Source organism: Ereboglobus luteus, assembly GCF_003096195.1.
Classification (GTDB): domain Bacteria; phylum Verrucomicrobiota; class Verrucomicrobiia; order Opitutales; family Opitutaceae; genus Ereboglobus; species Ereboglobus luteus.
Map to the genome: position 1 here is coordinate 93857 of NZ_CP023004.1, position 11504 is coordinate 105360.

Here is an 11504-nt window from a genome sequence, read left to right on the forward strand (position 1 = left end):
AAGCGGCCAGTCGGAAACAATCTACTCGCAAGCAACGTCTGCGATTGTGACGGCGCCGTCGTTGCCGGAATACATGCGGCGGTTATTTGAGTTGAATTCGTATTTCACGTCGAGCGCGAGTTGCTCGATCGAGACGAGTTTGTAGTGGACGAGCTGGTAGGTGTCGCCGGCGCGCGAGGTCTCGAAGGCGATGAGGAGGTGGACGGCGTCGCACGCGATTTTCGGGTCGTCGGAGGGCGAGAGATAAAATGTGCGCATGGTGGTGCCGGCCGTGGCGGCGCTGTAGGTTTTGCACTCCATGTAAAAACGCTCGTCGTTGAATGTGAAAGTGATGTCGGGGTAGCCGACCTCGCGAGCCCTGCCGCTTTTCGCGCCGGTGGGAACGGCGGAGGGCAAGCCCTCGGCGTCGAGTGCGGCGCGGACGTATTTTTCGACGGCGTTGCCGACTTCGTTGACGCGTTTGCTGTTGATGCCGCCCTCGGATTTTATTTTCGCGACGACCGCGGCGGCGGCGCGATTCAGGCGCTTGAGGACCTCGGCGTGGCTTGGGTTTTCGGAATCGAAGGGGAGCACCTTGTGGCCGGTGAGCGACTCGACGACGACGCTAAGCGGCACGGAGCGGATCGGCGCGCGCATTTGCGCGATGGCGGCCTTGGTTTGCCCGGGATCGGCGGCGGGTGGCGCGACAGTGCCCGAGGCTGTTTGCGCGACGGCGGCGGCGCAGAGGAGAAAAACAAAACATGCGCAAGACAACGCGAACGGTCGCGAGCCCGGACGCCGGCGGGGGATAGTAAATCGGGCGGGGTATTCATGTCGGAGTTGGGTTGTGTGCCTTGGGGGGCGGCGCGGACCGGAGTGCTTGCGCTACTGCGCCATCACGCGCTTGAGCAACAAGTGCGGAAACGAGGGCGCGTAGTTCCAGTCCCTGGCTTCGCTCCAAAAGGCTTCGCGTTGCGCGGGATGGCGGAAACCGAGAAGGCAAAAGATTATACGATTATCCAGGGGCGTCACCAGGCACGTCCGCACAGCGGCGATATCAGGCGCGGTGTCGCGGGAGGATTCGAGAATGCCGGCAAGCGTGCGCGGGTTGCGCCCGGCATTGCGCAGGGCCTCGATGCCTTTTGCGTAACAGGCGTCCGCGCTGGCGGCGTCGTTTTCATGATGCGCGACGATGGCGGCGAGAAACCAGTTTTGCGCCGCGGGGTTTTCAATCCCGGAGAGCGTTTCAGCCGCGGCCGCGTGGTTGCCGGTGCTGAGCGCGTGGTTCAACGCCAGCGCGCCCCACTGCTCCCGCTTGGCGAGCTGCCCGAGTTGCGACGCGTAACGTTTTTCATCCCCGGAACCGTAGGCAAAAAGTGTCTCCAGATACGCGCGACAATCGGCGAGATCCTCCTTGGACATTTGATTGCCCGCCGCGTTTGCATAGGTGATGAGCGCGCGCGTGATTTCCGTGCTCGGACGTTTGCAAAAACCGAGCATGAGCATGACATTGCCCGCGAGATCCATGCGGGCGGGCGACTCATGAAACCACTTGTTCGCAAGCTCAAACGCATCGTCGGGGCGGTTGAGCGCGACAAGGAGATTGACGCGCTCCTCGTTGTAATTTCCGCCCTCGGCGCCGGAGGCAACTTTTTCAAAACAATCAAGCGCGCCGGCGAAATCGCGATCGCGAAGCGCCTCGTATGCGAGGCCGTTCCATGCGTATGCGCACGGCTCGACGGGGGAGGTTAGCGCCTTTTTATAAAACACGCGCGCCTCGCGTCCGTCGGGAAGAATGCGCGCCAGCAAATAATTGCACGCGCCGTTATCCGGGTTTTCGGCAAGGCGCGCGCGATAGTCGGCGACCAGGTCGAGATCGCGAAATTTGGCGTCCGCATAATCCTGATAATAACGATGCCATTGCACGTTGACCGGGCGGCTGTCGAGGTGCTGTTCAAAAATGCGCCGCGCATCGTCGGGTTTCAGTTGATTGATCACACCGATGAGCGAGGGGATCGCGTCCGAGCCATGCACAAAAGTGGCGCGCGCCGCGTAAGCCGCCGCGTCCTCCAGCGTGCCATATCTTTGGATGAGGTTGACCGCCGCCATGGTGGAGGGGGAAGGCACAACATCGAGATGCGTGCGCGTGGAGTTCGAACCTTTTTTCAAGCGAAGCGTGGACGGCGCATCCGTGAAATAATAGTCGGGCTTCCGGATGTCGTAAACGCCCTCGTTGACAAACAACTCGATGGGCTTGGGTGCGTCGTCGCCGCCCTTGCCGGCCGCGGAGCGCGCGGTGTAGGTGATTATTTCGCGATAGATGATGGCGAGCCGGTCGGGGTTTATCATGACGGCGCGATGAAGCCCGCCGGGCCACGTCCAGATGGAAACCGGCCCCACGTGAATCGTGGCGTTGAACTCCTGGCTCACGCCGGGAAGCTCGGCGCGCACTTCGTAGCGGCCCGCCGGAAGCTCGATGTGCCTGACCGGGGCGCCCTCCCCCGTCGCCGCGGGACACTCGTGCGAAGCGTCGTTAAACGCGACCTCGTAGGAAACGCCCAGCCCGTTGACGAGCGTGACCGTGCGCGTCGTGTTCATCGTCCAGAAACCGAGGCAAACATAGACGGCCAAAGCAAACACGCACAACACGGCGGCGAGCCTGAACGCGGCAAACACCGGCGACGGGCGCGAGGTGTGTTGCGCATCGTCGCGAAAACTGGCGGGCGTTGACGGATCAGGACCGAACTGCGTCGGCATCGGCGCGGCGGGTTGCGGACGGCCGGAGTGCGAGGAAGTCGAATGCTGTTGTTCAGGCGCAAGATTCGCCGCCTGTCCGGCGCGCAACGACTCATCGTAGTGTTTGCGCCAATCGTCGGTCAGGTCGGTGCCGCCGCTGATTGTCCGCCAGAGCGCGGCGGGCGTGTAAATGATTCCCCACGGAAAACCCCACCAACCGAAGAGGAGCGAGACAAGCACCCACGGAAGCGCGCAGCCGAATCCGCCGCCCCCCGGATGAATCAGATACGCGCGCGTGCTGCGGCGAAGAGTGACCACGAGAAATGACACGCAGTAGGAATAAACAACGAGACGCGCGCCGCGCTCGATCTCGCCGCGCAATTCCGCCTCGGTGTAGTCGGCCGGGTTGTTGCTGGATTTCATGATTGGTTAAATGGATTGCGCTCCTTGCGTGGAAAAAACTCCGCGCGCCGCGCCTTAGATTTCCGGCACCTTTGCGCGCTTGAACTCCACCTCGATCGCGTCAATCGAAAGCGTGATCTCGTGCACGCACGTCGCGAGCGATGACACGAAGCAGACCAGCGCAAGCGCGAGTGTGATTTCGCCGGAATACCACGGCACGGAAAAATACATGAGCCCCATCGACAACGCCGCGAGCAACAGCGCCGCGAGGCCGAGCATCTGCATGCGCTTGATCAGATGCAGCCGGTGCCGGATGTTGATCAACTGCACCTCCCAATGCGGCTGCGGCGCGACCGAGTGTTCCTTCAGGATTCCGCGCGCCAGCGTCGTCAGCGCGAGAAACCGGTTTGTGTAGGCAAGGCACAACAGCGAGATCGCGGGAAAAATCAGCGCGGGGATGGAGGCGTTGTTCATGCGCGCAAGCGTGCAATCCCGAGGCCCCGGTGAAAAGGCAAAAGCACGGCAAATGCCCCGCGGGCATCGCGGCTTGCCCGTTTTTGTCGAAATGTCATTTATTGCGCGCAACACACGCCGATGCCGCCTCCGAAAAAATACCTCAAACTTGAGCCAAGCCGCGCCCCCGCCGGGCTCGCGGAACGCATCGACGCATTCATCGCCTACCTCAACCTCGAACGCGGCCTCTCGTTCAACACCCAGTCCGCCTATCAAAACGACCTCGACGCCTGCGCCGCGTTCCTCGCCGAAAAACGCGGCGTCAAGTCGTGGCTCGACGCAAGCGCCGACGACGCCACCGCGTGGCTGCACGCGCTGCGCGACAACGGCATGAGCGCCGCGAGCAGCGCGCGCAAGCTCACCTCGCTGCGCGTGTTCGCCCGGCATCTCGTGCGCGACCAACTGCGCCCCGACGATTTCACCGAGCTCATTTCAATGCCCAAGCTCCCGCGCCGCATCCCCGGCACATTGAGCGAGGCGGAAATGGGAAAAATACTCTCGGCACCAACCGGCGGCTCCGCGCTGGCGGTGCGCGACCGCGCCATCCTCGAACTGTTTTACTCGAGCGGACTGCGCGCCTCCGAACTCTCCACGCTCACAATCCCGCAAATCAACCTCGACGACGGATTCCTGCGCGTGTTTGGCAAAGGATCCAAGGAGCGCGTCGTGCCGATCGGCGGCAAGGCAATCGAGGCGCTGCGCGTCTATCTCGACGCCGCCCGCCCGGGCTTCGTGCGCACGGGAAAAACCGGCGCCGAGGTTTTTTTGAGCAAGCGCGGCACGGCGATTTCCCGCAAAACGCTCTGGGTGCTCGTCACGCAATACGCGCGGCGCGCCGGACTCGAAAAAAAAGTGAAACCGCACCTGCTGCGCCACTCGTTCGCCACGCACCTGCTCGGCGGCGGCGCGGACCTGCGCGCGATCCAGGAAATGCTCGGCCACGCGAGCCTCGCCACCACGCAAATCTACACGGCTGTCGAATCCAAGCGCCTGATCGACCAGCACGCGCAATTCCATCCGCGAAACAAGGGATGACCGCCGCCACCGCCCCACCGCCCGCAATCCCCGTGTTCACGCATTGACGCGCGGCCCCGCTTGCAACTTAAACTTCATCCTCAACCTTAAACCTTTTTTGCGATGAGCAACGTATCCACATCCCCCGCGCCCGCCGCCACCGCCACGACGATCAAACCCGTGGATCTGCGCGGCATCCTCAAATACGTGCCCCGCTTCAAGGACCAAATCTTTGTCATCGCGCTCGATGGCGCCATCATCGCCGACGAAAATTTCGGCAACCTCCTCGTCGACATCGCCGTGCTCCGCAGCCTCGGCATCAAGGTCGTGCTTGTCCACGGCATCGGCAAACAACTCCGCGAACTCTCCGAACTGCGCCGCGTTCCCATCACCGACGAAGCCGGCACAGGCGTGGCCGACGCCGCCACGCTCGACCTCGCCATCCGCGCCTCCTCGCGCGTGTCGCACGTCATCCTCGAGGGACTCACGCAAAACGCCATCAAGTGCGCCATCACCAACGCCGTCCGCGCCCTCCCCTCGGCATCCTCCGCGGCATCGACCATCAGTTTACCGGCAAAGTTGACCAAATCGACACCGAGTTCCTCAACACGCTCATCGAAAAAAACATCACCCCAATCGTCTCGCCCATCGGTTTCGGTCCCGACGGGAAGGCGCTCCGCATAAACTCCGACCTCCTCGCCGCCGAGCTCGCCGAGGCGCTCCGCGCCACAAAAATCATTTACCTCGCCCCCCTGCCCGGCCTCGAAATCAAGGGCGAGTTGCGCCGCGACATTCCCGCGCCCACGCTCAAAAACATCCTCGAAAAAACATCCGAGCAGATCGCGCCCGACGCGCAAAGCAAGGCGGTCAACGCCCTTCGCGCCATCGAAACCGGCACCCCGCGCGTGCACATCATCGACGGACGCGCATTCGACAGCCTTCTCAATGAGATCTTTTCCAACGAAGGCGTCGGCACGCTCATCTACGGAAACGAATACCAGCAAATCCGCCGCGCCAGGCGCGGCGACGTGCGCGCCATCCACAACCTCACCCGCGGGGCGGTTCGCCGCGAGGAGCTCATCTACCGCACGCAGCAGGCCATTGAAAAAAATATCGATCAGTTTTACCTTTTCGAAATCGACGACACCCTTATCGGCTGCGTGTCGCTTTACTTTTATCCCGACAAACCCGCGCTCGCCGAAATCGGTTCGCTGTATGTCTCGCCAAACCATCAAAACCGGGGCATCGGCCACAAACTCGTCGCCTACGCCTGCATGAAGGCGCAGGAACGCGGCGCGACAACCGCCGTCGCCCTCTCCACGCAAAGCTATTCCTTCTTCACCACCGCAATGGATTTCGAGGAAACCGACAAAAAAATCCTCCCCGAGGCCCGCCTCAAACTCTACGAGGAAAGCGGCCGCAACCCGAAGGTGCTGGTAAAGACGCTGTGACCGGCCGCAGGGCGAGGCGCCGAGGCCGGTTGGTTGTTCGCGCGCGGCAGCCGTTACAATTCGTGGCACTTGCGGCGCGTTGAGATGTCTTGCATCATGCGGAGCAGATGCGATTTTCACTTTCCCGACACAGTGAGCCAAAAAACCGACAACATCGAAACACAGGTCGTGACCATATGCGGCTGGAAACGCATGCTGATATGGCCGCTCGGCATGCTCGTGCGACTCTGGTGCGCATCGATCCGTTTTGATTGCGACGAGAAAAGCGAAAAAGCCCTCCGAAACGAAGACACGCCCATCGCGTTCATCCTCTGGCACAACCGGCTGTTCATGATCGGCGAGGTTTTCAGGCGCTACCGCAGGCGCAATCTCTACGCGCTCGTCAGCGCAAGCAAGGATGGCGCGTGGCTCGCCGCGTTTTTCGACATCATCGGCATCAAATGCGTGCGCGGATCCAGCAGCTTCAACGCGCGAGAATCAGTCGGCCTGCTCATCAATGTGATGCAACAGGGCCACGACATCGGAATCACGCCCGACGGACCGCGCGGCCCCATTTACGAATTCAAGGGCGGCGGCATGATCGTGGCGCGCCGCGCAAAAGCCGCCGCCGTGCTCATCGGCATGCAATTCCAGCACGCCCGGCAACTGCGCAGTTGGGACCGTTTTTATCTGCCGCGCCCGTTCTCGCGCGTGCGCCTGCGCAGCGAACTGGTGACGCCCGGGGAATTGCGCGACCGCGCCACGACGCCCGAATCGCTCAGCCGGCGTCTTTGCGCGATTAGTCCCGACAAAAAATTGGTCGCGGGCCGTGATGCGAAAGTCGTAGTCTGAAGCCGCATGGAAGCCTCCCACACGCACGCAGCCGTCCGCAAGGAGCGCGTCGCCCGCTGGTCCATCGTCGCGAGCGCGGTGATCACAGTCGGCAAGTTGCTGGCGGGATTGTTTTCGGGGTCGCTCGCGCTGCTCTCCGAGGCCGCGCACGCGCTGGTCGACACATTCGCGACCACCGTCACCTGGTTTGCCATCCGCGCCTCAAACAAACCCGCCGACGACGAGCATCAATACGGCCATGCGAAATTCGAAAGCGTCGCCGCGCTCGTGGAAACAGGAATCCTGTTTTTGCTCGCGCTTGCCGTGCTTGCGCAAGCGGCCAGAAATATTTTCTCGGGCGGACACATCATCGAGGCCACGCCGCTGGTGTTTGCCATTGTCATTGCTTCAATCCTGATCGACCTAAACCGCATTCGCGCGCTCCGCAAAGTGGCGCGCGACACGGGCAGCCAGGCGCTCGCGGCGGATGTGCTGCATTTTTCGTCCGACATGGCCGGATCGGTGCTCGTGCTGCTCGGGTTGATCGCATCGCGCTTTGGTTTTCTCTACGGCGACGCAATCGCGGCGCTGGGTGTCGCGGGGTTCATCGCCGTTGCGGGCTGGCGGCTCGGGCGGCGCACGCTCGACACGCTGCTCGACGCCGCGCCGAAGGGGCGTGTCGCGCGGCTGCGCACAATCGCCTCCGCCGAACCCGGCGTGCTCGGCACGAGCAATATTCGCCTGCGCGCCGCCGGGCACGAGGTTTTTGGCGAAATGACGCTGATGGTCGCGCGCACGCTTTCAATGGAGCAGGCCTCAGCGATTCGCACCAGGGTCCTCGCCGCCATCCGCAAGGAATTCCCGGACACCATGCTGACCGTGACAACCTCGCCTGTCGCCCCGCGCAGCGAAACCGTGCGCGAACGCGTCACGCACATTGCATACAGGCGCGGACTGGCCGTGCATCATGTCACGGTGCAGGATATCGGCGCGCATCTTTCGATCAGTTTCGATCTGGAACTGGATGGCCGCATGAGTCTCGGCGAGGCGCATGAAACCGCCGAGTCACTGAAGGCGGAAATTCGCGCCGAGTTTGGCGCGGGAACCGAGGTCGAGCCGCATATCGAGCCGCTAGAAGTCAAACATCTCCCCGGGCAAAACGCCCCACCCGAAACTATCATTGCGATCACGAGGCTCCTCGAAAAACTTGCCGCGCAAAGCGGATCGGTTTCAGACATCCACAATGTCCGCGTGCGCCAGACGCCGGGCGGCCTGGTGGTCAATTATCATTGCCGCGCCGCCGCGTCGCTCGATGTTGCGCACGCCCACCGGTTGATCGACGAGATCGAGCACCACGCGCGCGACGAATATCCCGCGATCACGCGCATCGTCGGCCACACGGATTTGCTGAAATAGCGGCGGCGCCGGGGGGCGCGCCCTTCGCATGCGATTGTTTCAGCTCAAAATATTCTCAGCAAATTCAGAAACTCGATGACGGGCTTTTGATACAAGCCAAAACACAGCGTGGACAGTGTGAGCACGATGAGTAGCAGCCGCATCATAACGGGCACCTTGATCCGGTCGGCGGGATGCACGGGCGTTTCGTCGGGCACGGCGGAGGACTGCCAGTTTTGGAAAAATGCCGCGCGTATCCACCCGAAGTAGTAATAAATCGAAACCACCACGGCGAGAATCGCAACCGCCAGCAGCCAGTAAAAGCCCGCTTGGAACGCATCGATGAAAATGAGCAGCTTGCCCATGAAACCAAACAGCGGAGGCAGGCCCGCGAGCGAGCCGAGTGCAACCACGAGCACCGCCGCGAGAAGCGGATTGCGCTTTGCCAGTCCGTGATAATCGCTGAATTCCTGCTCGGCATCGTTTTCACCGGCCACAAGCGCCATGACGCCGAACACTGCAAACGAGGCGAGCGTGTAGGCGATTATGTAAATGAACAGAGGAACGTCCGAGGAGCCCTTCAAGTGAATGCCCGCCACGATTCCCATCATCAGAAAACCCGCGTGCGAGACGCCCGACAAACCCATGAGCCGTTTGACATTGTATTGGGTGAGCGCGGCGAGATTGCCAAAAATGATCGTGGCAAACGTCACCACCACAAGCAGCGGCACAAGCACGCGGAAAACGGGCGAGACCACGGGCAACAGCGTAAATAGGAGCGCGAATCCCGCGACCTTGGAACCGACCGAGAGAAACGCCGTCACGGGCGTGGGCGCGCCTTGATACACGTCGGGAATCCAAATTTGGAAAGGCACCAAGCCAATCTTGAAGGCAATGCCGCTGAGCACCAAGAGCACCCCGAGGTTGCCGATGAAGTTATCGGCGTTGTTTGCCAGAAAATGATGCACTTGCAGGTAACTGAGGGGATCAAGCATCGGATAACGTCCCGCTGCAGCCGGATTACCCGCCATGCCGTAAAGCAGCACGATGCCGAAAAGCAGCAGTCCCGAACTGAGCGAACCGAGCACGAGATATTTTAATCCCGCCTCAAGGGAAAACGCGCTCGCGCGATAATAACTGACGAGGACGTAGAACCCGACGGTGATTGTTTCCAGCGCCACAAAAAGCATTAGGAAATGGCTTGCTTGGGCGAGCAGCATCATCGCCGCGGTAATCACGAGCACGATATGGAAAAACTCGACTCGCGGCACGCGTTGTTTTGGCAGCGAGATCATCGCAATCGCATGCACCAAAATCGAGGTGACGACAAAAAACACGCGGAAGAATTGTCCCGAGGGAGTGAATTTCAGCATGCCGTAGAAAATGGAGCCGGTCAGGGTGCTGCCGTTTATCTTTGGCTCAAGCGCCCACAGAAGTGCCGCTGCGAGCACGCAAATCTGCCCCACGATCGAAATGGCGGGAATGAAACGGCGCATGGCCTTGGGCAGCGCCAGCTCAAACACGAGCAGCAAGAGTGCGAGCCCGGCGAGAAGGATTTCGGGCGTAATGAGCACCCAGCCATTTTGGGCGCCGGCGCGTGCGATGTTGGTTATGAAATCGGAGGTCATCGGGTTCGTTTCCTGATAAAAATTATTCTTGGGGCGCGGTTGCCGCCGCGGGAGCGGCGGATTGCGAGATTGTCGCGGACGTTAATTGCGCGTTGAGCGGGGTGGTCACGATTTTGGGCCAGACGCCTACGAGCACCAGCGCGGCGAGCAGCACGAACGCGGGCACTCGCTCGCTCCAGCGCAGGTCGGTCACGGGATTTTCGGCGGCGACTTTTGCGAAGGTTTCCGTCGGCGGTCCGAAGAAGATGCGCGCCGCGGCGCGCAGGCCGTAAATCGCCGAGATGATGATGCCCGCGACGGCGGCAATCGTCATCCATTTGGAAAAGCCCCACAGCGCGACAAAGATGGTCAGCTCGCCCCAGAAGTTCGCGAAGCCGGGCAGTCCGATGCTCGCGAAAATCGCCGCGACGAAGAGCGCGGAGAGCAGCGGCGCTTGTTTTGCAAGGCCGCCCATCGAGGCCATGTCGAAGGTTTGCGTGCGGTGATGAATGCTCGTTGAAAGGAGGAATAGCAGCGCGACCGACAGGCCGTGCGCAATCATCATGAGCACCACGCCGCCGGCGCCGAGCGTGCTCATCGCGGCCACGCCTAGAAACGCGTAGCCCATGTGCATCACGGAACTGTAACCGATCATCTGCTTGAGGTCGGTTTGCGCGATGGTCACGAAACCGATAATGACAACATTGCAGAGCGCGAGAATCGCGAGCGTGTGCGACCAGTGCGCCGCGCCGCTCGGGATGAGCGGGAGCGCGATTTGCACGAGTCCGTAGAGTCCGAACTTTTTCAACACGCCCGCGTGCAGCATCGCCGCCGAGCTGGGCGCGGCGCCGTAGCCGAGCGGCGCCCACGAGTGCAACGGAAACAGCGAGACCAGGATGCCGAAGCCAAACATGAGGACGCCAAAAACATTTTTCTGCACGACCGCGGAGAGCGGTTGCGAGGTGATGGCTTCGCGGAGCGCGATGAGGTCGAAGTTCGCCGCGCCGCTGGTCCAGTAAATCGCGATGAGTCCGGCAAGCGAGAGCATCGCGCCGAGTGTCAGGTAGATTGTCATCATCATCGCCGCGTAGTTGCGGTCGCGGCCGCCCCAGACGCCAACCATGATGAATGTCGCGATGAGCGCGAACTCGTGGAAGAAGTAGAAAAAGAAAATATCAACGCTCGCGAACACGCCCATCAACCCGCCCTGCATGACGAGGAGGAGCAGCAGGTATTGGCGCAGGCGCTCCGCTCCGGATTGGATTGCGTAAAACCCCGCGGCGAAACCGACGATTCCGGCGAGCGCAAAAAGCCCGAGTGAAATGCCGTTGAGCCCGAGCGTGAGCTTGATGCCCCACGCGGCGAGTCCCAGGTCGTAACTGGTGAAGTAGGCGTAACCGTGGTGCAGCGGCATTCCGGCAAACTTGCCGACGAGATAGATCGCAACGAGCGCCGGCACCGAGAAACCGATGTAGGCGAGAAACATCGCGATTTTCCGCGACGGCCCGAACGCGATGATAAGCGCGGCGGCCAGCGGTGTCGCTATCGAGAGAAGGAGAAGATCGATCGGGAATGGATTCATTCGGAAAATGGAAAG

10 protein-coding genes are annotated in these 11504 nt (G+C 61.4%); 5 read left to right on the plus strand and 5 right to left on the minus strand.

The features are described 5' to 3' along the window. Window positions 1–21: 21 nt before the first annotated feature. The 3 genes from CKA38_RS00405 to CKA38_RS00415 all read right to left on the minus strand — a co-directional run bounded on the left by CKA38_RS00405 (window position 22) and on the right by CKA38_RS00415 (window position 3591). On the minus strand, window positions 22–753 hold the full coding sequence (locus CKA38_RS00405) for a hypothetical protein (protein WP_108823731.1): 732 nt from the start codon (window positions 751–753) through the stop codon (window positions 22–24). A gap of 111 nt (window positions 754–864) precedes the next feature. Beyond that, window positions 865–3138, minus strand: coding sequence for a tetratricopeptide repeat protein (locus CKA38_RS15840; protein WP_192881143.1), 2274 nt, complete (start codon window positions 3136–3138; stop codon window positions 865–867). A 54-nt stretch (window positions 3139–3192) separates the two neighbouring features. Beyond that, window positions 3193–3591 (minus strand): DUF2721 domain-containing protein, encoded by a 399-nt coding sequence (locus CKA38_RS00415; protein ID WP_108823732.1) that lies wholly within the window; start codon window positions 3589–3591, stop codon window positions 3193–3195. A gap of 120 nt (window positions 3592–3711) precedes the next feature. On the opposite strand from CKA38_RS00415, the gene CKA38_RS00420 reads away from it, so the two are divergent. The 5 genes from CKA38_RS00420 to CKA38_RS00435 all read left to right on the plus strand — a co-directional run bounded on the left by CKA38_RS00420 (window position 3712) and on the right by CKA38_RS00435 (window position 8321). Continuing rightward, window positions 3712–4665 carry a site-specific tyrosine recombinase gene (locus CKA38_RS00420; protein ID WP_108823733.1) on the plus strand — a complete coding sequence of 318 codons (954 nt, stop codon included), beginning with the start codon at window positions 3712–3714 and terminating at the stop codon, window positions 4663–4665. Between the two features lie 102 nt (window positions 4666–4767). Beyond that, the gene (locus CKA38_RS16090; RefSeq protein ID WP_338031090.1) at window positions 4768–5328 is read left to right on the plus strand and encodes an amino acid kinase family protein; all 561 of its coding nucleotides are present in this window, start codon (window positions 4768–4770) and stop codon (window positions 5326–5328) included. Further along, complete coding sequence (locus CKA38_RS16805; RefSeq protein ID WP_484489035.1) at window positions 5232–6095, plus strand: GNAT family N-acetyltransferase; 864 nt, start codon at window positions 5232–5234, stop codon at window positions 6093–6095. Before CKA38_RS16090 ends, CKA38_RS16805 begins: the two co-directional genes overlap by 97 nt. A 132-nt stretch (window positions 6096–6227) precedes the next feature. Next, complete coding sequence (locus tag CKA38_RS00430) at window positions 6228–6926, plus strand: DUF374 domain-containing protein (protein ID WP_161554643.1); 699 nt, start codon at window positions 6228–6230, stop codon at window positions 6924–6926. A 6-nt stretch (window positions 6927–6932) separates the two neighbouring features. Next, on the plus strand, window positions 6933–8321 hold the full coding sequence (locus CKA38_RS00435) for a cation diffusion facilitator family transporter (RefSeq protein WP_108823735.1): 1389 nt from the start codon (window positions 6933–6935) through the stop codon (window positions 8319–8321). 44 nt (window positions 8322–8365) lie between these two features. Here the strand turns inward: CKA38_RS00435 and CKA38_RS00440 are convergent, their stop codons facing one another. Together CKA38_RS00440 and CKA38_RS00445 are read right to left on the minus strand one after the other, a co-directional pair. Next, a complete protein-coding gene (locus CKA38_RS00440) occupies window positions 8366–9928 on the minus strand; it encodes an NADH-quinone oxidoreductase subunit N (RefSeq protein ID WP_108823736.1) in 1563 nt (520 codons plus the stop codon). 22 nt (window positions 9929–9950) lie between these two features. Next, on the minus strand, window positions 9951–11489 hold the full coding sequence (locus CKA38_RS00445; RefSeq protein WP_108823737.1) for a complex I subunit 4 family protein: 1539 nt from the start codon (window positions 11487–11489) through the stop codon (window positions 9951–9953). Window positions 11490–11504: the final 15 nt, after the last annotated feature.

What these genes read in the sequence shown, in the direction of transcription:
- CKA38_RS15840 (WP_192881143.1), bottom strand. Translation starts at nt 3,138, where the DNA reads ATGAAATCCAGCAACAACCCGGCCGACTACACCGAGGCGGAATTGCGC.
- CKA38_RS00415 (WP_108823732.1), bottom strand. Translation starts at nt 3,591, where the DNA reads ATGAACAACGCCTCCATCCCCGCGCTGATTTTTCCCGCGATCTCGCTG.
- CKA38_RS00420 (WP_108823733.1), top strand. Translation starts at nt 3,712, where the DNA reads ATGCCGCCTCCGAAAAAATACCTCAAACTTGAGCCAAGCCGCGCCCCC.
- CKA38_RS16090 (WP_338031090.1), top strand. Translation starts at nt 4,768, where the DNA reads ATGAGCAACGTATCCACATCCCCCGCGCCCGCCGCCACCGCCACGACG.
- CKA38_RS00435 (WP_108823735.1), top strand. Translation starts at nt 6,933, where the DNA reads ATGGAAGCCTCCCACACGCACGCAGCCGTCCGCAAGGAGCGCGTCGCC.
- CKA38_RS00440 (WP_108823736.1), bottom strand. Translation starts at nt 9,928, where the DNA reads ATGACCTCCGATTTCATAACCAACATCGCACGCGCCGGCGCCCAAAAT.
- CKA38_RS00445 (WP_108823737.1), bottom strand. Translation starts at nt 11,489, where the DNA reads ATGAATCCATTCCCGATCGATCTTCTCCTTCTCTCGATAGCGACACCG.